Origin of the sequence: Burkholderia sp. D-99 (assembly GCF_011605345.1) — a bacterium.
Lineage (GTDB): Bacteria > Pseudomonadota > Gammaproteobacteria > Burkholderiales > Burkholderiaceae > Burkholderia.
This window is the reverse complement of the sequence record NZ_JAAOXM010000001.1, coordinates 1,242,787-1,264,118: the sequence shown is the minus strand read 5'-3', so window position 1 is coordinate 1,264,118 and position 21,332 is coordinate 1,242,787. Positions and strand designations below refer to the sequence as shown.

Sequence of the window (21,332 nt, the reverse complement as noted above, 5' to 3'; positions counted from 1 at the left end):
GGCGCAGGGCGGGGCCGGATGCGGGCGCTGCACGCCACGGGCCGGCCCGCGCCGGACTCGTGACGATACGTCCGCCTATGCCGGCGGCCAACCAACGAATGCGCATATGCAAATCAGCGGCGGGCTCGTTGTCGGGGTTCGAGCCGGTGATCGGCGCAAGAACCAGCCGGAACCAGCCGGAACCAGACGGAACCAGACGGAACCAGACGGAACCAGACGGAACCAGACGGAACCAGACGGAACCAGACGGAGCGAGCCGGCACGGCGGGCCGCATCGGCGAAATCGCCGCAGCACACGCGCGGCCGCCCGCGTTCGGCGAACAGCTGCCGCGATGCTCAATCGGAGCCGGCCGGGCTTTCCTCGATCGAATCGACGCGATCCGGATAGAACGCGAGGTGCCCGCGGATCGCCTCGACGGCCGGATAGGGTGCCTCGTAGGTCCAGACGGCATTGACCGCGCGCTCGCCGCCGACCGGGACCGAGTAGTACGCGCAGTCGCCCTTGTACGGGCAGTACGTCGCGTGATCGGTGCGTAGCAGCAGCGTCAGGTCGGCGTCCTCGCGCGGGATGTAGAGCACGGCCGGGTAAGCGGCTTCGCGCAGCGCCAGCGCGCGGCGCGTATCCGCGACGACCCGGCCGGCCGCCTTGACCACGACGCGCCGCGGGTGCGGTTCGACCGTGATCGGGTGATCGGGGCCCGGCGTCTTCACGGGGCGAGCGGGCGTATCGGAGCTGACAGGCATCGTGGGTCCTCCTGGAATCGGCGGCGCGGCGGGATGCGCGCCGGCGTTGGCCAGCCGATACGATGCGCCCATTTCGGCGAACCTGCAGGGGGCCGGAAGAGACGGCGTGGACCACGCACCCGACGCTCGCGCGGACATCCCCGTGCCGCGGCGACGGGATGCCGATCCAGCGATAAGCAACGCGAAATTTATTGGTAAGCGATCGGCGAGCGACGCGCGAAGATCGGCCGTCGTCAGTTGCATGACAGCCCTCTCTTATCTCCGTCACCATGAAGAACGCTCTCGTTTCGCCCGCCGCGCATCGCGTGCGGAAACCGCCGCGTGCCGCGACGGCCCTGCGTTGCATCGCGGCGTCGCTGCTGCTTGCCGGCGCGGCTACGCAGGCGCTCGCCGCGCCGGACGGCAAGACGCTCGTGTATTGCACCGAAGGCAGCCCGGCCGGCTTCGATCCGGGCCAGCATACGACGAGTACCGATTTCGAAGCGAGCACGCTCACGGTCTACAACGAGCTCGTGCAGTTCAGGCGCGGCACGCTCGATCTCGAACCGGCGCTCGCGACGAGCTGGGACGTGTCGCCCGACCAGCGCACGATCACGTTCCACTTGCGGCGCGGCGTGAAGTTCCAGACGACCGCGTGGTTCAAGCCGACGCGGCCGTTCCAGGCCGACGATGTCGTCTTCACGTTCCGACGGATGCTCGATCCGGACGATCCGTTCCGCAAGGCCTACCCGGTCAGCTTCCCGTATTTCAGCGACCTCGGGTTCGACCGCAACGTCGAGCGCATCGACAAGGTCGACGACTACACGGTGCGCTTCGTGCTGAAGGCGCCCGACGTCGTGTTCGTGCGCAATCTCGCGATGGCGTTCGCGTCGATCCTGTCGGCCGAGTATGCGTCCCAGCTCGCGGCACGCCACCGCGAGGCCGACATCAACCAGTTCCCGGTCGGCACCGGCCCGTTCCTGCTGCGCACGTACCAGAAGGACGCGGTGATCCGCTACGACGCGAACCCCGATTACTGGAAACCGGACGACGTGAAGCTCGCCCATCTCGTGTTCGCGATCACGCCCGACCCGGCCGCGCGCCTGCAGAAGCTGGTGGCCGGCGAGTGCCAGGTATCGGTGTTCCCGCGCCCGGCCGACCTCGACACGGTGCGGCGCGACCCGAAGCTGACGTTGTTCTCGGGGATGGGCTTCAACGTCGGCTTCGTCGCGTACAACACGCAGCATCCGCCGCTCGATCGCGTCGACGTGCGGCGTGCGCTCGACATCGCGATCGACAAGTCGGCGATCATCAAGACGGTGTTCAACGGCGACGCGAAGATCGCGACGAACCCGATGCCGCCCGCGCAATGGTCGTACAACCCGCGCCTGAAGGATGCGCCGCGCGATCCGGCGGCCGCCAAGCGGCTGCTCGCGCAGGCCGGTTTCCCGAACGGCTTCGACCTGACACTGTGGGCGATGCCCGTGCAGCGCCCGTACAACCCGAATGCGCAGTTGATGGCGCAGCTGATCCAGCAGGACTGGGCAAAGATCGGCGTGCGCGCGAAGATCGTCAGCTACGAATGGGGCGAATACAACCGCCGCGCGAAGCACGACGGGCAGCACGACGCGATCCTGTACGGCTGGTCGGGCGACAACGGAGACCCCGACAACTGGCTCGGTACGCTGCTCGGTTGCGACGCGGTGCACGGCAGCAATCTCGCGAAATGGTGCAATCAGGATTTCGAACGACTGGTGGACGCCGCGCGTTCCAGTCCTGACGTCGCGAAGCGCACGGCGCTGTACGAACAGGCGCAGGTCGTGTTCAAGGATCAGGTGCCGTTCACGCCGATCGCGACGTCGATCGTGTCGCTGCCCGTGTCCAAGCGCGTGCACGGGCTGACGTTCTCGCCGCTCGGCGGGCACCGTTTCGACGGGGTCTGGCTGGATTGACGCACGGGCCGCGCGCACGCGCGGCCTGCGCTTCGTTCCGCGTGGCGTGACGGGAAAGGCCGGCGCACCGCGGTGCGCCGGCTGCCGCCGGTTCAGTTGAGCGCGACCGCCGCCGCGGCTTCGACCGGCGAGCCTTCGAGCGCGATCGATGGCCGGCCGTCGGGGCCGACCGGCACATCGCCGGTGAGCGTCGTGCGATAGAGCTGGCGGTCGAAGTCGAGATCGAAGATGTCGACGGGCGCGAGGTGGGCGGTCGCGCGGTTGTCCCAGAACGCGATGCTGCGCGGCTCCCACTTGAAGCGGATCGTGAATTCCGGTCGCGTCACGTGTTCCCACAGCAGTTCGAGCAGTGCCTGGCTCTCGCGCGGCGTCAGCCCGACGATCGATTTCAGGAAGCTCGGGCTCACGTACAGCGCGCGTTCACCGGTCTCCGGATGCACGCGCACGAGCGGATGCTCGGTTACGAGCGGCCGGCGTTCGACCGCGTCGTCGAACGCATCGGTTGCGCGCGCGCCGGCCGGCGGCGTGAAGCGATGAATGCCGCGCAGGCCGTCGACGAAGCCGCGCAGCGGCGCGGACAGCGTTTCGTACGCCCGCACGAGGTTCGTCCAGTGGGTGTCGCCGCCGTACGGCGGGATCGTCACGCCACGCAGGATCGACGCCCACGGCGGGTTCACGGCGGCCGTCACGTCGGTGTGCCAGCCGGTCCACGGCCGGCGCACCGGTTCGCCTTCGAAGCGGGTTGCCTTGCGATGCTTCGCGACCGAATAGACGGCGGGATGCCCGTCGACGTGCCCGAACACCGGGTGGCCGACCGTCGGCTCGCCGAACTGCGCGGAGAACGCGACGTGCTGCTCGTGCGTGAGGAATTGCTCGCGGAAGAAGACGACGCGCCATGTCAGCAGCGCGGCGCGAATCGCCGAGATCTGCGGCGTGGTCAACGGTTGCGTGAGATCGACGCCGCGTATTTCCGCACCGATATGGGCGGACAACGGGATCACGTCGACCGGCTGGGCGGCGGGTTCGAGTAGGGCGCTCATGCGACGCTCCTGGCGGAAGTGAAGGGGGCGCAGGGCCGACATCGTTGCGCGTGCATGCGTCGGTCCGATGGCGGGAACTGCATGGTCGGGTGTCTTGTGGCGGATAGCGGATAGCGGATAGCGGATAGCAGGGCAGGCGCGGCGGCGCGCACGGAACGGCGCCGCCGCGGGACGCGGGCGTTACTGCAGCGTCGCGCCCGGCCCCTTCAGCACGACGCTCTGGCGGCCGTCGATGCCGACCGGCACGTCGCCGTGCACGGTCGCGCGGCGCACGACGCGGCGCGCATCGCCGTAGTCGTTGATCGCGTAGTGCTGCGTCGCGCGGTTGTCCCAGATCGCGACGTCGCCTTCCTGCCAGTTCCAGCGCACGGTGTTCTCGAGGCGCGTCACATGTTCGTGGAACACCTGCAGCAGGTGCGCGGAATCCTGCGCCGACAGCCCCTTGAGCCGCTGCACGAAATGGCCGAGCACGAGCGTGCGTTCGCCGGTTTGCGGATGGACGCGCACGACCGGGTGCTCGGTTTCGTAGACGGTCGACGTGAACACTTCGCGGTAGCGCTTCAGTTGCGTATCGTCGGCATGCACGTGCGTCGACGCGTAGTCGTACGCGTTGGTATGCAGCGCCCACAGCGTGTCGGCGAGCGCGCGCAGCGGGTCGGGCAGGTTCGTGTAGGCGGCGGCCGTGTTGGCCCACACGGTATCGCCGCCGAACGGCGGAATCACGACCGCGCGCAGGATCGAGATCTTCGGGTACGCATCGACGAACGTCACGTCGGTGTGCCACGAATTGGCGCGTGCGCCGTGTGCGGAATCGAGTTCGAGCAGGTGCGCGCTGCCGTCGACGGACGGCACGGTCGGGTGGGCGACGGTATCGCCGAAGCGGCGTGCGAACGCTTCCTGCGCGGTGTCGTCGAGATGGTGCTGGCCACGGAAGAACAGCACCTTGTGGCGCAGCAGCGCGGCCTGGATCGCGTCGAACGTCGCGTCGTCGAGCGTGCCCGACAGCCGCACGCCGGCGATCTCGGCGCCGATCCGGCCGGCGACCTGGCGAAGCTGGAGCGGGGCGGCGGCCGTGCGCGGCGCGGCGTGCGAAGCATGCGAAGACGGTTGAGCGGCGTGCTGGACTTCGGACATCGGGAGTCTCCTGGAGTCGGGTCGGTCGAGTCTCCATTCAAGCAGGGACCGTGCGCAACCGGAACCGATGAATCGTCACAACCTTAGCGTGCGTGCAGCGACGATCGATATGCATCGTCATGCTGAGCAAATTGGCGCGCCACGCGTGCTACCACGCGAGCCGCCATTCGCCGATCCGGTGCGGGCGCGGCGGGTCGATGCGCTTGCCGCCCGGGCGATCGTCGCCCGGCGGGTCGCTGTCGTCGAAACCGGCGAGCACGGTGTCGCGCAACCGCGCGAATTCCGGCGAATCGCGCCGGCGCGGGCGCGGCAACGCGACATCGACGATGCGCTCGATGCGGCCCGGACGCGGTGCCATCGTCACGACGCGGTCGCCGAGATACACGGCTTCGTCGACGTCGTGCGTGACGAGGATCATCGTGATGCGCTCCTGCTCCCAGATGCGCAGCAGTTCGTTCTGCATCCGCGCGCGCGTCTGCGCGTCGAGCGCGCCGAACGGCTCGTCGAGCAGCAGCACGCGCGGGCGGTTCACGAGGCCGCGTGCGATCGCGACGCGCTGCGCCATCCCGCCCGACAGCTGGTTCGGGTACGCATGTTCGAAGCCGTTCAGCCCGACTAGCGCGACGTGATCCGCGACCGCGCGGCGCTTCGCGGCCGCGTCGAGCGGTGCGTTGCGTAGCGCGGCCTCGATGTTCTGCGCGACGGTCAGCCAAGGGAACAGCCGATGATCCTGGAACACGATCCCGCGCTGCAGCGACGTGTCGCGCACGCGCTCGGCGCCGGCACGGATCTCGCCCGCGTAATCGGTGTCGAGCCCGGCGATCAGCCGCAACAGCGTCGACTTGCCGCAACCGCTCGCGCCGACGATCGTGACGAATTCGCCTGCGCGCACGTGCAGCGACACGTCGTCGAGCACGGCGAGCACGGTGCCGCGTTGCGCGTAGTGCTTGCTCACGTGGAGGATGTCGAGCGAATCGGAGGCGAGGGTCGTCATGGCGGTGCGAGGATGGAGGTGGGGGAAGGAAAGGGCGATCAGCGCCGCAGGTCGCCGCGCCGGGCCAGCACCTTGCGCTCGATCGCACGCGCGATCGCGTTCAGCGCCCAGCCGGTCACGCCGACGACGATGATGCCGAACAGCACGAGATCCATCCGGAACTGCTCGCTGCCGTCGATCAGCGTGTTGCCGATCCCGCTGCCGGCGACCAGCAGGTATTCGGCGCCGAGCGTCGCGAGCCACGAATAGATCAGGCCGAGATACAGCCCGGTAAAGATCGACGGCAGCGCGGCCGGCAGGATCACGTAGCGGACGAGCTGGAGCCGCGAGTAGCGCAGCGCGCGGGCGACGTCGACATACGCGCGCGGCACCGCATGAATGCCGTCGCAGGTGTGCGCGGCGACGGGCAGCAGCGCGGCGAGCGACAGGAACACGACCTTGGCGACGTCGCCGAGGCCGAACCACACGGAAATCAGCGGAATCCACGCGAACAGCGAGATCTGCTTGAACGTGTCGAAGCTCGGGCCGACCATCCGCGCCGCGATGCGCGACAGCCCGAGCGCGGCGCCGAGCAGCAGCCCGCCCGCCGCGCCGATCGCGAAACCGCAGGCTTCGCGCGCGAGCGACGCGGACAGCGCGCGGCCGAGCGCGCCGCTCGTGGCTTGCGCCCATGCGGTGCGCAACACGTCGGCCGGGCCGACGAGCAGCCCGCTGTTCACGAGGTGCGCGGACGAGATGGCCCACCACAGCGCGAACGCGACGAGCGGCAGGACGAAGCCGCGCCAGTCGGGTGCATGCAGGCGGCGGGCGGCCGTGGCGGCCGGCGGTGTAGCGTCCGGCGAGGCGGAATGCGTCACGGGAGAATCTCCTTCGGTTGCGCGGGCAGGGCGGGCGGTTCAGCCGCGGAACGCGGACGGCACGCCGCGGCGCAGGCGCGCTTCGAGTGCGTCGAGCAGCCGGTTGATCAGCAGGCCGACCGCGCCGACGACGATCACGGCGGCCATCACGAGATCGAGCTGGAACAGTTGCCGCCCGTACACGATCAGGTAGCCGAGCCCCTCGGACGACGCGACGAGCTCGACGACGACGAGCGCGAGCCACGACTTCGTGAACGCGAGCCGCACGCCGGTCGCGAGCGTCGGGATCGCGGCGGGCAGCACGACGTGCACGATGCGTTGCCGGCGCGTGTAGCCGAAGACGCGCGCGACTTCGTCGAGCGCGGGTGGTGTCTGGCGAAACCCTTGCAACGTGCTCAGCGTGACGGGGACGAGCGCCGCATGCGCGATCAGCAGGTACTTGAGCGGTTCGCCGACGCCGACGAGCAGCAGCAGGAACGGCAGCCAGCCGAGCACCGGAATCTGCACGAGCGCGTTGAAGCTCGGCAGCACGTAGGCTTCCAGCGTGCGCGACAGGCCGAGCGCGACGCCGGTCGAAAAGCCGAGCAGCGAGCCGACGGCAAACCCGACCAGCACGCGCTGCAGGCTGACCAGCGTGTGGCGTACGAGATCGCCGCTCGTCGCGAGATCCGCGAGTGCGTCGAACACGCGCGCGGGCGGCGGCAGGATCTGCGGCGCGATCCAGCCGCGCGCGCTGCCGATGCTCCACAGCGCGAACAGCAGCGCGGGCAGCAGCCACGGCGCGAGCCGCCACGACCACCGTTTCACGTTCGCCGCCCGGTGCGGCGGCGCGGCAAGCGCGGCGAGCGTACGAGGCTCGGAGGACGGGACGGAAAACGCGGTGTCGCTCATCGGGGCGGGTCCGGGTCAGGAAAGGGGCTTGCCGGCCGCGTCGTAGCGTTGCCAGTAGCTTTCGAGCTTCAGCGTGCGCAGCGCGTTGTCGAGATACTTCGGCTCGAACCAGCCGTCGACGTCGACCGGCTGGCGGATCAGCTTCAGCGCCAGCGCATCCTGCGCGACGGACTTGTAGCGCGCGACGACGAACGGATCGATCAGCGGCGACAAGCGGTCCTTCAGGCGCTGGTTCGCATAGTCGGCCTGCCACGACGAAACCGGCACGCCGCTCTTCGCCCACAGCTTGAACAGCGCATCGCGGTTCGCCTCGTCGGACGACCATTGCGCGCCCTTCACGAGCGCGGTGACGACGCGCTGCACGATGTCCGGATGCTCGTGCTCGAAATCGTCGAGCACGAGCAGGTGGGTCTGGCGCGTGAGCTGCGGGCCGTCGTTCTGCGATTCGTAGATGATCTTCGCGAGCCCCGCGTCGCGCAGCTTGTACAGCTGGTAGTCGCCTACCGACGCGTCGATGCCTTTCGACGCGAGTGCGGCGAGCGAGCTCGCGGCGTCGAGGTTGATCACGCGCAGGTCGCGTTCGCCGAGGCCGTTTTTCGCGAGTGCGTTGTCGGCGACGAGCTGCAGGTTCGTGCCGCGGAAGATCGACACGCGGCGGTCCTTCAGGTCCTTGATCGAGCGGATGGTGGAGTCGGGCGGTACCGCGATCTTGACGCCCGAGCGCACGCTCGTGGCGAGCAGCAGGTGCGTCTTGATCCCGTTCGCACGCGCGAGCACGGCGGGCAGGTCGCCCTGGTACGCGAAGTCGAGCGCCTTGTTGGCGATCGCCTCGTTGACGGCCGGCCCCGCGCCCTTGAAGAACAGCCACTGCACCTTGATGCCGTCCGCCGCGAACTCTTTTTCGACGAGCTGCTGCAACTGCGCGGTGGCGGCGCTCGATCCGCCGAACGTCGGCGGATCGCCGGCGCCTTGCTGGGCGACGCCGATGCGGATGGTGGCGGGTTTGTCGGCGTGCGCGGCGGCGGCCGGCAACGCAATGAGGGACGCGATGAACAGCGATCGCAGCAGGCGCAGTGGAAGCATGAATCGATGGATCCGGAACGTTGGGGAGCGAGGCCGGGCCGCAGCCCGTCGGGGCATTCTCGATGACGTGCCGGGGGCGGACAAGAAACGATTTGAACTATGCTTATCGGCGCTTTGCGGGTTGCCGCGCCGGGCGTTGCGTGCTTTGCGGACGAGAACCGCATTCACATGCATTGGACATTCATTCAGGATTCCAATCATTTAGATTGAAACCGGATGATGAATCAGGCAATTGCCGATTGGAAAAACGATTTGGACGAGCGTGGATTCGAGTGCGGATCGCTTGCCGAATCAGGGCGGAAAGACGGGGGCGAGTAATCGGGGGAATGTGATGCGAACCCGTCATTTTTGCCGGGATGGCATGCTGGACATGGCGAGACGTGTGCATGCGGATCGGCGCGGCATGCCCATAAATCGAATGGAAACGGTTCGATTTCCGGTCGGTAAATCATGCGCGGCAACAGTAGCAACACCTGTGCCGATATGCGAACCATGCGCAATGCCGCGAGGAAAAATGACCGTAAATGAACGATAAGGCTTTCATCGTTGCAGGGTGAAATCCATAAATGCATTCCGACGCCAAATAATTTGAATTCACCTGAAAAATTGTCTATACCCTAGACGAATCAGCGCGGTTGCATCGTGCGGGGAAGACCGCACCGAGGATGCAGGCACGCAACGGTCGAAGTCATCGTTGCACGCCGCGTATGGTAGGGATCGAGAGAATTCCGGGGGATGCGAACGACCCAGTGCCAGGGTCGCCCGCATGCATCGCAATGGGCGAATGTTCTGCGCAAACACCGGAGCAACGGAGCGTCTTTGCGTTCAACGGTCGGTCACCGACCCGTTACACGGAGGTTGCCATGCTGCAATACGTCAAGTCCCTGCTGCGTGACGAACGCGGCGTCAGCTCGCTCGAATACGCCGTGCTGGCCGGTATCGTCGTGGTCGCGCTGGCGGCGGTCGGCGTGATCCTCAGCAGCACCAGCGGCGGCTTGCCGAGCGTGTTCTCGTCGCTGATCAGCAAGGTGACGAGCCTGATCTGATCCCCTGAACCCGCGCGCCGCCGACGAACACAGGGATCCGCAGCGGTAGAACGTATCCGGCCGGGGCGTGTCGACGGACGGCTCTCCCATGCTCATTCTCGTGCAGTCGGTGGCCACGGTCTTGCTGGCCTCGCTCGCCGCGCAGGATCTGCGCGTGCGGCGCCTGTCCAATCGCGCGGTGCTGGCGTTCGCGGTGCTGTATTTCGTCGCGGCGGCGCTTGCGCGCGACGGGCTCGCGCCGCTGGCCGCGCATGTCGCGACCGGCGCGGCGATGCTGCTGCTGTTCGGCGGCATGCGCCACGCGGGCTGGATCGGCGGAGGCGACGTCAAGCTGGCGGCGGCGGTATGCCTGTGGGCCGGCCCGGCACTGGTGTTTCCGGTGCTGACGAGTGTCGGCGCGGGCGGTGCCCTGTGCGGCGTCGCGTGGCTGGCGTTGCGGCCGCGGCGCGCCGCGCCGGTCCGCACGGTCGCTGCTCGCGGCGTGCCGTATGGCGTTGCGCTCGCGCTGGGCGGCACGCTGGCCGTCTGGGCGTCGTTTCCATACACGGTTTCACTGACCTAGCCGGGGGGACGCACGCCGCCATGCCCAAACCGCTGAGACTGGCCGTGCTCGTCGTTGCCGCCGGCATCGGTGCGTTCATGCTGCGCGAACTGTACGTCGCCGCGTCGACGCCGTCGGCGCACGCCGAAACGGATCAGGCGCGCGTGCGCGTCGCAGCCGCCGATTTGCCGGAAGGGCTGCTGCTGCGCGACAACGATCTGGCGTGGCAACGCATGCCGCGCGCTCAGGTGCCGGCCGGCGCGTTCGTCGAGTCGCAGCCGGGCGCGGACCTGAAGGGCGCGCTGCTGCGCAGCCACGTCGGCGCGGGCGCACCGATTCGCGTCGAGAACGTGATCCCGGCCGGCGCGCCGGATTTTCTCGCGGCCGCGCTGCAACCCGGCATGCGCGCGATCTCGGTGCCGGTCGACGACGTGTCGGGCAACGCGGGGCTGATCCAGCCGGGCGACTTCGTCGACGTGTTGTTGACGCAACAGATCGGCGGCTCGGCAACGTCGCCGGGCACGTTCGAAGCGGAGACGGTGGTGCGGCGCGCGCGCGTGCTCGCAGTCGGTTCCGAATTCCAGCGCGCGAAGGCGGCCGCAAGCGCACCGGACGCGACGGCGCGTGCGCGCACGGTCACGCTCGAGGTCGCGCCGCGCACCGCGCAGGTCGTGCTGGTGGCGACCCGCCTCGGCTCGCTGTCGCTCGCGCTGCGCAGTTTCGCGACCAGCGACCGGCGGCAGCCGGCAGGGGGCGACGCGCAGGAGTCCGATTCAGAGCCCGATACGCAGCCCGTATGGGCCGGCGACGTGTCGCGCGCAGCCCGCGAGGCCGCACGCGAGCCGTCCGCCGGGGCGGATACCGGCGCGCGGCCGGCGTGGCGCAACAACGCGGTCGTGATCTATCGCGGTTCGTCGGTCGACGACGGATCGCGTGGCGGCGGGACCGGCACGCCGGGCCTGCCGCCGCTGCCGACCGGGCTGCCGTCCTGGCCGGCGATGCCCGCGACGCCGGGCGGTGCCAATGTCGCGGCGGAGACGACTGCGCCGCCGCCGGGCGCGACGGCGCAGTGACGGTTTGACGATTCGGGCCGGCCGCCCGGCGGCCGGCATTTGACGGGAACACGCATGGTGCGCATGGTTCGTTGGATCGCTTTCCTGGGCCTGGCCTGCGGCATCGCGTCCGGGGGCGCCGCCGCGCAGGTCGCGCGGGCGCCGGACGCGGGCGCGCCGCTGTCGATCGCGACCGGCAAGGGGGAGCTGCTGTCGCTGCCCGAGCCCGCGACCGCGATGTTCGTCGCCGATCCGGCCATCGCGGACATCCAGGTGCCGTCGCCGCGCACCGTGTTCGTGTTCGGCAAGAAGGCGGGCACGACCACGCTGATCGCGCTCGGCGCGAACCATCGCCCGATCCTGCGCAAGACGGTGATCGTGCAGGTCGACACGGCGTCGCTGCAGGGCGTGCTCGACAGCCGCTTTCCGCAACTGAAGCTGGCGGTGTCCGGTGCACCGGGCTCGCTGATGGTGTCGGGCAAGGTGCCGAGCGCGGCCGACGCGGACGCCGTGATGCAGTCGCTCACGCCGTACCTGCACGACAAGGAAAAGATCGTCAACCGGCTCACGCTGTCGCGCCCGATCCAGGTGAACCTGCGCGTGCGGGTGACCGAGGTGAGCCGCAACATCACGCAGCAGCTCGGCATCAACTGGAGCGCGCTGGGCGGCGCCGGCAACTTCGTCGGCGGCCTGTTCAACGGGCGCACGCTGTTCGATCCGACGACCAGCCTGTTCAACCTGTCGCCGACGGGCGCGTTCTCGGTGCTCGGCGGATTCCGCGCGGGGCGCTGGTCGATCGACGTGGTGCTCGACGCACTCGACCAGGAGGGCCTGATCACGATGCTCGCCGAACCGAACCTCACCGCGATGTCCGGCGAGACCGCGAGCTTCCTCGCGGGCGGCGAGATTCCGATCCCGGTTGCGCAGGCCGGCTCGTCGACCGGGGCGATCACGGTCGAGTTCAAGCCGTTCGGCGTGTCGCTCGATTTCACGCCGACCGTGCTCGCCGACAACCGGATCAGCCTGAAGGTGCGGCCCGAAGTGAGCGAAATCGATACGACCAACAGCGTGACGACCGGCGGCGTCAAGGTGCCGGGGCTCACGGTGCGGCGCGTCGAGACGACGGTCGAGCTGTCGAGCGGGCAGAGCTTCGCGATCGGCGGGCTCCTGCAGAGCCAGACGGCCGACACCGTGTCGCAGATCCCGGGGCTCGGCCGGCTGCCGATCATCGGCCGGCTGTTTTCGTCGAAGAACTTCCAGGACAACAAGACCGAGGTGGTCGTCATCGTCACGCCGTACATCGTGCAGCCGGCCGGTCCCGGCCAGCTCGAGCAGGCGATCGACACGGTCGCGCGGCCGAGCAGCGACCTGGAATTCGCGGTGCAGCGCAACCTGGGGCTCGACCTGCTGTCGGGCGATACGCCGCGCCTCGTCGGCGCCGCGGGCTTCGTGTACTGAACCGGAGGCGCGCGCATGCGAACCCGATCGACCGTTGCCGTACTGCTGCCGCTGGTGCTCGCGGGCTGCCTGTCGGCGCCGCCGCCGGTCAACCTGCCCGATGCGCGGACGATCGGCTTCGACGGCGCGCACGCGGTGGCGCCCGATTGCGCGAAGCTGATGCAGCCGTCGCATCTCGTCGACGCGGGGTTCGCGCGGCCCGGCGTGCCGTTCGGCTGCGCGACCTACTCGAACCTCGCGGCGATGCTCGCGCGGCCGGAGGATCTCGTCGCGCCCGTGCCGTACGGCGGCGCGGACGCGCAGACCGCGGCCGACGCGGTGCGCCGCTACGTCGAGGATCGCGTGAAGGAGCCGACGCCAGGCAAGGCGCTGACGACCGGCTCGCCCAGCCATTGAACGCACCCGGATGCCATCACGATGCCGCCCATGAACCTCCTCGATCGTCAGAGCGCCCGGCGCGCCGCGTCCACGGGCGCGGCCGATCTCGTCGCGGTCGTCGCCGATTCGGGCAGCGAGGACGTGATACGCCGCGTCACGCAGGAGCTGTCGATCACGCGTACCCACTTGCAGCCAGGCACGTGCGACGATGCGATCCGGCTGCTGCAGCAGTACGAGCGTTCGCCGCGCCAGCTCGTCATCGACGTGTCGGATTCGGTGCTGCCGGTGTCGGACCTGATGCGGCTCGCCGACGTGTGCGACCCGTCGGTGCGTGTCATCGCGATCGGTACGCAGAACGACGTCGGGCTGTTCCGCAACCTGCTCGGCATCGGCGTGCAGGACTACATCGTCAAGCCGCTGACCGTCGAGCTGATGCGGCGTGCGCTGACGGCGACGGAATCGGTCGTGCAGGCGCGCACCGGCAAGGTCGTCAGCTTCATCGGCGCCCGCGGCGGCGTCGGCGCGACCACGATCACGGTGAGCCTCGCGCGCTTCCTGGCGGGCGAGAAGCGCCGCCGGGTGGCCTACGTCGACCTGAACCTGCATGGCGGCGGCGCGAACTCGATGTTCGGGCTGTCGAGCAACAACGGGCTGATCGAATTGCTGAACATGGCGCAGCGCCCCGACGACGCGTTGTTCGAGCGCATGTTCGTCACGAAGGGCGACCGGCTGCACGTCCTGTCCGCCGAGCTGGCGTACGGTGCCGACGTGCCGCTGGCCGACGAGGCCGTCGCGCGCCTGGTCGACATGCTGAAGGACCGCTTCCACTACGTGCTGTTCGACGTCGGGAGCAGCGCGGGCAAGCTGCTCGAGGACGCGCTCGTCGCGTCCGATCTCGTCCACGTCGTGGTCGACCGCTCGGTGCACGCCGCATACGAGGCCGCGCGGCTCGTGCGCTTCGTGCGGGAACTGCCCGGCGAGCGGCTGCTGTCGATGGTGCTGAACAACCCGCTCGCGCCTGTCGCCGGCCGCGTCGAGCCGGTCGATTTCGAGGAGGCGTTCGGTGGCGCGACGCTGCACGAACTGCCGCACGAGCCGCAGACGCTCGCGGTTGCCGAGAACCTCGGCGAGCCGATCGAAGGCGCGAAGCGGCATGGCTTCGTGGACCAGATCCGGCAGCTCGCGAACGGCATCACCGGCGAGCCGATGGCCGTCGCCGAGCCGTGGTTTGCGCGGCTCGCCAGGTGGAGGAAGCGATCGTGACGTTCGGGACCCGCAACCGGCCGCCGGCGGACCCCGCGCCGGCCGCGACGCCCGCCGTGGCGCACGAGCCGACACCGGCTGCGGCCCCGGCTCCGGCCCCGGCGGACACGCCCGCGCCCGCGCCCGCGCCGGCACCGGCACCGGCACCGGCACCGGCCCGCGCACCCGTGGCGGCCGATACCCACGAGGCGCTGATCCGGTCGAGCAAGTTCGACGCGATCCGCCACGCGGTGTTCACGTCGATGAACATGTCGGCGGCGTTGATGAAGACGCGCGACGAGGTGCGCGCGGGCATCGAGCAAGTGGCCGCGCATACGGTCGATCGCGAGCGCCTGAAGATCACGGCCGGCGAGCAGGTGCTGATCGTCGATGCAATCCTGAACGACATGTTCGGCGTCGGGCCGATCGAGCCGCTGCTTGCCGACGACACGGTCACCGACATCCTCGTCAACGGGCCCGACCAGGTGTACGTCGAGCGCGCGGGCCGGCTCGAGCTCACGTCGCTGAAGTTCCGCGACGACGCGCACGTGGCGAGCGTCGCGCAGCGGATCGCGGCAGCGGTGGGGCGGCGCGTCGACGAGAGCAGCCCGATGGTCGATGCGCGACTCGCCGACGGCAGCCGTGTGAACGTCGTGCTGCCGCCGATCGCGATGCGCGGCCCGTCGATCTCGATCCGCAAGTTCGCGAAGCGCGACATCACGCTCGCGCGGATGGCGCAGCAGGGCAACATCTCGCCGCCGATGCTGCAGGTGCTGAAGGTCGCGTGCGCGTGCCGGCTGAACATCGTGATCTCGGGCGGCACCGGCTCGGGCAAGACGACGCTGCTCAACGCGCTGTCGCAGCACATCGAGCAGCACGAACGGATCGTGACGATCGAGGATGCGGCCGAGCTGCAACTGCTGCAGCCGCACGTCGTCAGCCTCGAAACCCGCCCGGAAAACACCGAGGGGCTCGGCGGGATCTCGCAACGCGATCTCGTGCGCAACGCACTGCGGATGCGGCCCGACCGCATCATCCTCGGCGAGATTCGCGGCCCCGAGGCATTCGACGTGCTGCAGGCGATGAACACAGGGCACGACGGCTCGATGACGACGATTCACGCGAATTCGCCGCGCGATGCGATCAGCCGGCTCGAGAGCATGGTCATGATGGCGAACGCGAACCTGCAGCTGCTGTCGATCCGGCGCCAGATCGCGAGCGCCGTGCACCTGTTCGTGCAGATCGAGCGGATGCGCGACGGCGTGCGGCGCGTCACGCGGATCACCGAGATCGTCGGGATGGAAGGCGAGGTGGTCATCACGCAGGACCTGTTCGCGTTCCGCCAGGAAGGCGACACGACGCGCGACTCCGTGAAGGGAGTGTTCGACGCATCGCCGTTGCGGCCGGGATTCGCGGCGCGCGCAGCGTATTACGGCGTCGAGGATGCGCTTGCCGAGGTATTCCGGCAATGAGGGCGGCCGACCTGTTCGCGGCGGGCGCGTTCGTGATGATCCTCGCGATCGGGCTCGTGCTGTCGTCGCTGTTCGATCGCGCGAGCCAAACACCGGCCCAGCGCATCCGCGCACGGATGCGCCGGCTGTCGCCGTCGCTCGCCGGGCGCGACGCTCACGCGTCCGCCACGCCCGGTGTCGCGCTGTTCAACCTCGAACGCCGGCAAGGCCGCGTGCGCGCATGGGTGCAGCGCCGCGTGACGCGGGTGCTCGCGGTAGGCGGCAAGGGCGGGGTGAGGATCGTCGTCGCGAGCACGATCGCCGGCGCGATCGCGGCGATCGTCGCGGTGAAGCTGATCGGGCCGCCGGACTTCCTGCGTCCGTTGATTTACGTCGGGTTGCCGCTGGTCGCGATGCGCGCCAGCTACCGTGCGCTGGTCGACCGTTTCCGGATCCGTTTTCTCGAAGCGTTCCCCGACGCGATCGACGTGATCGTGCGGGCCGTGCGCGCGGGCATTCCGGTCACGCAGGCGATCAGCATGGTCGGCGACAGCGCGGCCGAGCCGGTGCGCGCGACATTCCGCTCGATGGGCGACAGCCTGCGGGTCGGCGCGGATCTCAAGGACGTGCTGACGCAGTCGGCGGACCGGCTGATGATCGCGGACTTCTCGTTCTTCACCGTCTACCTGCTGCTGCAGCGCGAGACCGGCGGCAGCCTCGGCGAAACGCTCGACGAGCTGTCGAGCATCATCCGCACGCGCCGTGACATCCGCCTGAAGACCCGCGCGCTGACCGCCGAAGGGCGCATCACGACCAACATCATTTCGGCGGTGCCGTTCGTGATGATCGGCGCGCTGTTCCTCGTGAACCGCGACTATGTGATGCTGCTGTTCACGACGCACCCGGGGCACACGATGCTGACGCTGGCGGCCGGGTTGCTGACGGTCGGCCTGCTGGTGATCCGCAAGATCTCGAAACTGGATACCGCGCGATGACGATGTCGATACTGGCCGCCCGCGGCCTCGAGTTGCTGTTGTTGCTTGCCTGTGTCGCGATGGCGCTCGCCACGCCCGGCGGCGGCACCCGCCAGCGGATCGCCGCGCGCGTGCGGCAGGCGGCCGGGCAGCACCCGCCGGCACCGGTGGCGGGGTGGCTGCAGCCGGGGGGCGTGCGCCTGGGCCTGACGCGCCGGCTCGCGCAGTTGGGCGAACGGCTGCCGGTGCTCGACCCGATGCAGCGCGTGAAGCTCGGCCTGCAACTGACGCGCGCGGGCTTTCGGGAGCGCCGCGCGGTGTCGTCGATGATCGGGATCAAGCTGAGCTGCGGCGTGCTGTTCGCGTGCGGCGCGATCGCGTTCAGCCCGCTGATTCCGCGCTTCGGTGAATACTTCGTGATCCGGGCGCTGGCGATGGTCGCCGCGTTCGTGGTCGGCGTGATCGTGCCGGAATACGTGCTCGGCGCGATGATCCGGCGGCGGCGGCGAATTATCGCCGCGTGCTTTCCGGACGCGCTCGACCTGCTGGTGATCTGCACGATGGCCGGCAACAGCCTCGCATCGGGCATCCGGCGCGTCGCGCACGAACTGTCGCGTATCTGCCCGCCGCTCGCCGACGAGCTGACGGTGTGCGCGGACGAGCTCACGCTGAGCGGCGACGTGTCCGCGACGCTCGCGCATTTCGCGATGCGCGTCGATTTCACGTCGGCGCGCTCGCTCGCGACGACGCTCACGCAGTCGCAGCGGTTCGGCACGCCGATCACGCAGGCGCTGCGCACCCTGTCGCGTACCGAGCGCACCGAGCAGATCGTTGCGCTCGAGGAACGGGCCGCGAAGCTGGCGCCGAAGATCACGCTGCCGATGATGCTGTTCATCCTGCCGACGGTGTGCCTGATCGCGGCGGGCCCGGCGGCGATTCGCCTGCTCGAGGTATTCAGATGACACGATCCGTCGTACGTGCGCTCGCGCTCGCGGCCGTGCTGCCGGTGCTGGCCGGCGGCTGTGCGCCGGGCATCCAGACGCGGCCGGCGCTGTCGCACAAGAGCGACGACCCGCAGGCCGAGCTGCGCATCGCGGACAGCGCGCTCGCCGGCGGCAACGTCGATCTCGCGTCGACGTTGTACGAGAAGGTGCTCGCGAAGTATCCCGATTCGCTCGCGGCGCGCCTGGGGCTCGGCGACGTCAACTACCGCGCGGGCGACCTCGAGCGCGCGCGGATCCTCTACGACGAAGCGCATCGGCAGGCGCCCGCGGAACTCGGCCCGCAGCTCGGGCTCGCGCGCGTCGCGTTGCGGCAGCGCCGTCTCGACGAAGCCGCGCAGCGTTATCGCGACCTGCTCGCCGCGCAGCCCAACCATCCGCTCGCGGCGGAAGGGCTCGGCACCGTGCTCGACCTGCAGGGGCGTCATGCCGATGCGCAGGTCGTGTATCGAGAGGCGCTGCGCGTGCACCCGGACGCGCAGGGGCTGCGCGTCGACCTCGGGCTGTCGCTCGTGCTGAGCAACCGGCCGCGCGAGGGCGTGAACGTGCTGCTCGACGTCGCCGGGCTGCCGTCCGCGCCGTGGCAGGCGCGCCAGAATCTCGCGTTCGCGTACGGCGTGCTCGGCAACACCGATTCGGCGAAGAAGCTTTTGTCCGCGGATTTGCCGGCGTCGGCGGTGGCCGACAACCTGCGCTTCTACCAGGCGGTGCGCGCGCGGCTTGCGTCGCGCGGGGGGGCCGGCGGCGCGGCGTCGCTATCCGGTGCGGCGCTGGAGCCGGGCGTCGCCCCGCCGGGTGCGGGGGCCGCAAAATGACACGCGGGGCGACGGGCGCCCGCCGCGCGCGCGGCGTCGTGTCCCTCGAATTCGTGCTGATGCTGCCGTTCCTGCTGATGGTGCTGATCGGCATCATCGACACGAGCCTGATCCTGTGCGACAAGGCCGTCATCACGAACGCGAGCCGCGAGGCGGCGCGGGCCGGCATCGTGCTGCGCGTGCCGATGCTGACCACGACGCAGATCGCCGGCATTGCGCAGACCGCCATGCAGAACAGCCTGATCACCGGCGGCACCGCGACGGCACCGGCGGTGACCGTGACGCAGGCGAACGGCACGACGTCGGGCACCGCGCTGACGGTGACCGTGACCTACACGTATACGGGGCTCGTGCTGGGTTCCGCGTTCAGCGCGCTCACCGGCCCGGTGACGGTCTCGGCGACGTCGGTGATGCTCTATGAATGACGTGAGCGCAACGCAACCCGCCGGCCTCACGCGGCAGCGCGGTTCGGTCGCGCTGTTCTTCCTGCTGTTCCTGATCCCGCTGCTGTCGTTCGGCGCGCTGGCGATCGACATCGCGTGGGTGGTGACGGTGAACAACCAGTTGCAGAACGCGGCCGACGCGGCCGCGATCGCGGGGGCCGATGCGATGATGTCGTCGAGCGGCGGCGCGGTGAACTGGTCGCTGGCCGCGCCTGCGGCGAACGGCGTGATCGCGAAGAACTCGGCGGCCGGTGCGGCGCTGTCGACCGGCACGGTGACCACCGGCTACTGGAACGTCACGCGCAGCCCGGCGACCATGCAGCCGACGACCATCACGCCCGGCACGTACGACGTGCCGGCGGTGCAGGTCACCGTGTCGCGCACACCCGGCGTGAACGGCGGCTCGATTCCGCTGCTGCTCGGCGGGCTGCTGGGGATTACCGGCGCGTCGGGCAGCGCGACCGCGGTGGCGGTGCTGGCGGCGCCGGGCGGGGTGGCGGCCGGCGCACTGTTTCCGGTTGCAATCGACCAGTGCGTGTACAACCTGTACTGGAACGCGGCGACCAACCAGCCGCTGATCAATCCGCTGACCGGCCAACCGTACGAGTTCTCGATCACGAACGGCCAGGTCTATGGCCTGCTCTGCATGGGCGGGCAGTGGACGTCGTTCCAGTCGACCGCGACCGACACGACGACGATGGGCAATCTGATGGTGACCGGCAACCCGACGACGCTCAACATCGGCGACAGCATCAATCTCGCGACCGGCGTGAAGGCGACGCTCTATACGTCGGTGCCGGTCGGCATAACGGTGCTGCTGCCGGTCGTCACGCAGACCGCGACCAGCACCACCGTGCCGATCGTCGCGTTCGCGCCGTTCCATATCGACGTGTCCCTCGGCGGCTCGTACAAGTACATCCAGGGGCACTTCGTCGCCGGCGTGAAGATGACGGGCGTCGGGACCGGCGTCGGGCCGTACTACGGCGTCTACGTGCCGCCGCGGCTGGCGCTGTGAGCGCGCGGGTCGGTGCGCCGCAGCAGCACGAGGAGCGCGAACAGCGTCACGACCGGGCCGATCTGCGGCAATTGCAGCCACGGGTTCAGGTATTCGAGGATCGGCAACAGCCACATGAGCGCGATTGCCGTCTGTTCGCCGCGCAGCCAGCCGTCCTGCCAGCCGTCCTGCCAGCCGGCCGCCAGCATGCACGCGATCGCGATACCGAGCCACACGAGCTCGTAGTGCCACACGTACGGGTTTGCCGCGAGCGTCGTGACCGCCAGCACGGCCGCGCGCAGGCGGATGTCGCGCGAGCGTGTCCACACGACGCAGGCGGCCGCGATCGCCAATGCCGCGATGCACGCCTGCGCGGCATACGCGAGCCCGGGCGGCAGGCCCGCGAGGCGGAAGGCGGCGAACGGCGAAGGCGACGCGAACCAGAACACGACGCGTTGCTCGAGGAGGAGCGACCGAGCGAGCGCCGTGGCGGCGACGAACAGGTGCAGCGACTCGACGCCGCAGACCAGGACGCTCAGCGCAGTGAACGCGGTGGTGGCGAGCGCGGCCCACGCGATCGTGCGCCAGGCGCGCGTGGCGACCAGCACGAACGGGAACAGCAGCGCCATCTGCGGCTTGGCCGACAGCAGGCCGATGCAGAGGCCGGCACACATCGGCCGGCGGTCCGCCCAGCAGACGGCCAGCGCCGCGCACGACGCGGTCAGGAGCGCGTTCTGCCCGAACATCCCGGTGACGAACACACACGGGGCGGCGACCAGCGCGAACCCGCCGACGCGCGCTGCGCCGGGGATCGCGCCGAGGCCCGATACGCGCGATGCGGCGAAACCGAACACGACGATACCGAACACGACGAACAACGGATAGCCGATCGCATAGGGCAGCAGCGCCAGCGGCGTGACGAGCAGCAGGTTGGTGGGCGGGTACAGCCACGCGACGAGGTAGTCGTGGCGGAACTGCGGGAACAGGTCGGCGGCCAGCCGCGAGAAGGTCGGCAAATCGTACGCTTGCCACGGCGAGCCGTGCAGCATCACGTACGACGCCGACCAGAACACCGCGTAGTCGGCGCCCGGGCGCGACGGGACGGTGGCGGGCGCTTGACGTACGACGGATACCCAGGTCGCGAGGAACAGCGCATAGCACGCGAGCGCGACCGCGCTGTACACAACGACGCGCTGCGGTGTCAGCCATGCGCGGACGGGAGGGGCCGCCGAGCGCATCGTTTGCCGGGAGAGATCCATGCGT

At 69.5% G+C, this 21,332-nt stretch carries 21 protein-coding genes; 13 read left to right on the top strand and 8 right to left on the bottom strand.

The window, feature by feature from the left end; translation table 11 throughout:
• Window positions 1-336: 336 nt before the first annotated feature.
• The gene (locus HAV18_RS05495; RefSeq protein ID WP_166953545.1) at window positions 337-744 is read right to left on the bottom strand and encodes a DUF427 domain-containing protein; all 408 of its coding nucleotides are present in this window, start codon (window positions 742-744) and stop codon (window positions 337-339) included.
• A 269-nt stretch (window positions 745-1,013) separates the two neighbouring features.
• Between HAV18_RS05495 and HAV18_RS05490 the strand changes: the two genes are divergently transcribed.
• The gene (locus HAV18_RS05490; protein WP_166953543.1) at window positions 1,014-2,675 is read left to right on the top strand and encodes an ABC transporter substrate-binding protein; all 1,662 of its coding nucleotides are present in this window, start codon (window positions 1,014-1,016) and stop codon (window positions 2,673-2,675) included.
• A gap of 92 nt (window positions 2,676-2,767) precedes the next feature.
• Here HAV18_RS05490 and HAV18_RS05485 read toward each other — a convergent pair whose 3' ends face one another.
• The 6 genes from HAV18_RS05485 to HAV18_RS05460 all read right to left on the bottom strand — a co-directional run bounded on the left by HAV18_RS05485 (window position 2,768) and on the right by HAV18_RS05460 (window position 8,674).
• Entirely contained in the window at window positions 2,768-3,715 is a 948-nt protein-coding gene (locus HAV18_RS05485; RefSeq protein ID WP_166953541.1) for a TauD/TfdA family dioxygenase, read from the bottom strand.
• 180 nt (window positions 3,716-3,895) lie between these two features.
• Window positions 3,896-4,849 (bottom strand): TauD/TfdA family dioxygenase, encoded by a 954-nt coding sequence (locus HAV18_RS05480; protein ID WP_166953539.1) that lies wholly within the window; start codon window positions 4,847-4,849, stop codon window positions 3,896-3,898.
• A 148-nt stretch (window positions 4,850-4,997) separates the two neighbouring features.
• Window positions 4,998-5,843 carry an ABC transporter ATP-binding protein gene (locus HAV18_RS05475; protein ID WP_166953537.1) on the bottom strand — a complete coding sequence of 282 codons (846 nt, stop codon included), beginning with the start codon at window positions 5,841-5,843 and terminating at the stop codon, window positions 4,998-5,000.
• A 38-nt stretch (window positions 5,844-5,881) separates the two neighbouring features.
• Window positions 5,882-6,700, bottom strand: coding sequence for an ABC transporter permease (locus HAV18_RS05470; protein WP_166953535.1), 819 nt, complete (start codon window positions 6,698-6,700; stop codon window positions 5,882-5,884).
• Between the two features lie 39 nt (window positions 6,701-6,739).
• Complete coding sequence (locus HAV18_RS05465) at window positions 6,740-7,591, bottom strand: ABC transporter permease (protein ID WP_166953533.1); 852 nt, start codon at window positions 7,589-7,591, stop codon at window positions 6,740-6,742.
• 15 nt (window positions 7,592-7,606) lie between these two features.
• Entirely contained in the window at window positions 7,607-8,674 is a 1,068-nt protein-coding gene (locus HAV18_RS05460; protein ID WP_166953531.1) for an ABC transporter substrate-binding protein, read from the bottom strand.
• Window positions 8,675-9,537: 863 nt separating this feature from the next.
• On the opposite strand from HAV18_RS05460, the gene HAV18_RS05455 reads away from it, so the two are divergent.
• From HAV18_RS05455 to HAV18_RS05400, 12 genes are all read left to right on the top strand, one after another.
• The gene (locus HAV18_RS05455; RefSeq protein WP_166953529.1) at window positions 9,538-9,720 is read left to right on the top strand and encodes a Flp family type IVb pilin; all 183 of its coding nucleotides are present in this window, start codon (window positions 9,538-9,540) and stop codon (window positions 9,718-9,720) included.
• A gap of 88 nt (window positions 9,721-9,808) precedes the next feature.
• The gene (locus tag HAV18_RS05450) at window positions 9,809-10,282 is read left to right on the top strand and encodes a prepilin peptidase (RefSeq protein ID WP_166953527.1); all 474 of its coding nucleotides are present in this window, start codon (window positions 9,809-9,811) and stop codon (window positions 10,280-10,282) included.
• 20 nt (window positions 10,283-10,302) lie between these two features.
• Window positions 10,303-11,334: a Flp pilus assembly protein CpaB gene (gene cpaB, locus HAV18_RS05445; protein WP_166953525.1), complete on the top strand. Its 1,032-nt coding sequence runs from the start codon at window positions 10,303-10,305 to the stop codon at window positions 11,332-11,334.
• Between the two features lie 54 nt (window positions 11,335-11,388).
• Entirely contained in the window at window positions 11,389-12,771 is a 1,383-nt protein-coding gene (locus tag HAV18_RS05440) for a type II and III secretion system protein family protein (protein ID WP_166953523.1), read from the top strand.
• A gap of 15 nt (window positions 12,772-12,786) precedes the next feature.
• A complete protein-coding gene (locus HAV18_RS05435; protein ID WP_166953521.1) occupies window positions 12,787-13,167 on the top strand; it encodes a CpaD family pilus assembly lipoprotein in 381 nt (126 codons plus the stop codon).
• Window positions 13,168-13,188: 21 nt separating this feature from the next.
• Window positions 13,189-14,412 carry an AAA family ATPase gene (locus tag HAV18_RS05430; RefSeq protein ID WP_166953519.1) on the top strand — a complete coding sequence of 408 codons (1,224 nt, stop codon included), beginning with the start codon at window positions 13,189-13,191 and terminating at the stop codon, window positions 14,410-14,412.
• Entirely contained in the window at window positions 14,409-15,863 is a 1,455-nt protein-coding gene (locus HAV18_RS05425) for a CpaF family protein (RefSeq protein WP_166953517.1), read from the top strand. The genes HAV18_RS05430 and HAV18_RS05425 overlap by 4 nt, the downstream gene beginning before the upstream one ends.
• Window positions 15,860-16,837, top strand: coding sequence for a type II secretion system F family protein (locus HAV18_RS05420; RefSeq protein ID WP_166953515.1), 978 nt, complete (start codon window positions 15,860-15,862; stop codon window positions 16,835-16,837). The genes HAV18_RS05425 and HAV18_RS05420 overlap by 4 nt, the downstream gene beginning before the upstream one ends.
• The gene (locus HAV18_RS05415; RefSeq protein ID WP_166953513.1) at window positions 16,834-17,778 is read left to right on the top strand and encodes a type II secretion system F family protein; all 945 of its coding nucleotides are present in this window, start codon (window positions 16,834-16,836) and stop codon (window positions 17,776-17,778) included. Before HAV18_RS05420 ends, HAV18_RS05415 begins: the two co-directional genes overlap by 4 nt.
• The gene (locus HAV18_RS05410; protein WP_166953511.1) at window positions 17,775-18,632 is read left to right on the top strand and encodes a lipopolysaccharide assembly protein LapB; all 858 of its coding nucleotides are present in this window, start codon (window positions 17,775-17,777) and stop codon (window positions 18,630-18,632) included. Before HAV18_RS05415 ends, HAV18_RS05410 begins: the two co-directional genes overlap by 4 nt.
• On the top strand, window positions 18,629-19,057 hold the full coding sequence (locus HAV18_RS05405) for a TadE/TadG family type IV pilus assembly protein (protein ID WP_166953509.1): 429 nt from the start codon (window positions 18,629-18,631) through the stop codon (window positions 19,055-19,057). The genes HAV18_RS05410 and HAV18_RS05405 overlap by 4 nt, the downstream gene beginning before the upstream one ends.
• Complete coding sequence (locus tag HAV18_RS05400; RefSeq protein ID WP_166953507.1) at window positions 19,050-20,090, top strand: TadG family pilus assembly protein; 1,041 nt, start codon at window positions 19,050-19,052, stop codon at window positions 20,088-20,090. Before HAV18_RS05405 ends, HAV18_RS05400 begins: the two co-directional genes overlap by 8 nt.
• Here the strand turns inward: HAV18_RS05400 and HAV18_RS05395 are convergent.
• Window positions 20,063-21,328: a glycosyltransferase family 87 protein gene (locus HAV18_RS05395; protein ID WP_166953505.1), complete on the bottom strand. Its 1,266-nt coding sequence runs from the start codon at window positions 21,326-21,328 to the stop codon at window positions 20,063-20,065. The genes HAV18_RS05400 and HAV18_RS05395 overlap by 28 nt on opposite strands.
• Window positions 21,329-21,332 lie beyond the last annotated feature (4 nt).

Excerpts from the sequence above, each read along its gene's own strand:
- HAV18_RS05460 (WP_166953531.1), bottom strand. The coding sequence starts at position 8,674 with ATGCTTCCACTGCGCCTGCTGCGATCGCTGTTCATCGCGTCCCTCATT.
- HAV18_RS05430 (WP_166953519.1), top strand. The coding sequence starts at position 13,189 with ATGCCGCCCATGAACCTCCTCGATCGTCAGAGCGCCCGGCGCGCCGCG.
- HAV18_RS05450 (WP_166953527.1), top strand. The coding sequence starts at position 9,809 with ATGCTCATTCTCGTGCAGTCGGTGGCCACGGTCTTGCTGGCCTCGCTC.
- HAV18_RS05415 (WP_166953513.1), top strand. The coding sequence starts at position 16,834 with ATGACGATGTCGATACTGGCCGCCCGCGGCCTCGAGTTGCTGTTGTTG.
- HAV18_RS05465 (WP_166953533.1), bottom strand. The coding sequence starts at position 7,591 with ATGAGCGACACCGCGTTTTCCGTCCCGTCCTCCGAGCCTCGTACGCTC.
- HAV18_RS05480 (WP_166953539.1), bottom strand. The coding sequence starts at position 4,849 with ATGTCCGAAGTCCAGCACGCCGCTCAACCGTCTTCGCATGCTTCGCAC.
- HAV18_RS05490 (WP_166953543.1), top strand. The coding sequence starts at position 1,014 with ATGAAGAACGCTCTCGTTTCGCCCGCCGCGCATCGCGTGCGGAAACCG.
- HAV18_RS05420 (WP_166953515.1), top strand. The coding sequence starts at position 15,860 with ATGAGGGCGGCCGACCTGTTCGCGGCGGGCGCGTTCGTGATGATCCTC.
- HAV18_RS05495 (WP_166953545.1), bottom strand. The coding sequence starts at position 744 with ATGCCTGTCAGCTCCGATACGCCCGCTCGCCCCGTGAAGACGCCGGGC.
- HAV18_RS05410 (WP_166953511.1), top strand. The coding sequence starts at position 17,775 with ATGACACGATCCGTCGTACGTGCGCTCGCGCTCGCGGCCGTGCTGCCG.
- HAV18_RS05440 (WP_166953523.1), top strand. The coding sequence starts at position 11,389 with ATGGTGCGCATGGTTCGTTGGATCGCTTTCCTGGGCCTGGCCTGCGGC.
- HAV18_RS05475 (WP_166953537.1), bottom strand. The coding sequence starts at position 5,843 with ATGACGACCCTCGCCTCCGATTCGCTCGACATCCTCCACGTGAGCAAG.
- HAV18_RS05435 (WP_166953521.1), top strand. The coding sequence starts at position 12,787 with ATGCGAACCCGATCGACCGTTGCCGTACTGCTGCCGCTGGTGCTCGCG.
- HAV18_RS05485 (WP_166953541.1), bottom strand. The coding sequence starts at position 3,715 with ATGAGCGCCCTACTCGAACCCGCCGCCCAGCCGGTCGACGTGATCCCG.
- HAV18_RS05405 (WP_166953509.1), top strand. The coding sequence starts at position 18,629 with ATGACACGCGGGGCGACGGGCGCCCGCCGCGCGCGCGGCGTCGTGTCC.
- HAV18_RS05400 (WP_166953507.1), top strand. The coding sequence starts at position 19,050 with ATGAATGACGTGAGCGCAACGCAACCCGCCGGCCTCACGCGGCAGCGC.
- HAV18_RS05395 (WP_166953505.1), bottom strand. The coding sequence starts at position 21,328 with ATGGATCTCTCCCGGCAAACGATGCGCTCGGCGGCCCCTCCCGTCCGC.
- HAV18_RS05455 (WP_166953529.1), top strand. The coding sequence starts at position 9,538 with ATGCTGCAATACGTCAAGTCCCTGCTGCGTGACGAACGCGGCGTCAGC.
- cpaB (WP_166953525.1), top strand. The coding sequence starts at position 10,303 with ATGCCCAAACCGCTGAGACTGGCCGTGCTCGTCGTTGCCGCCGGCATC.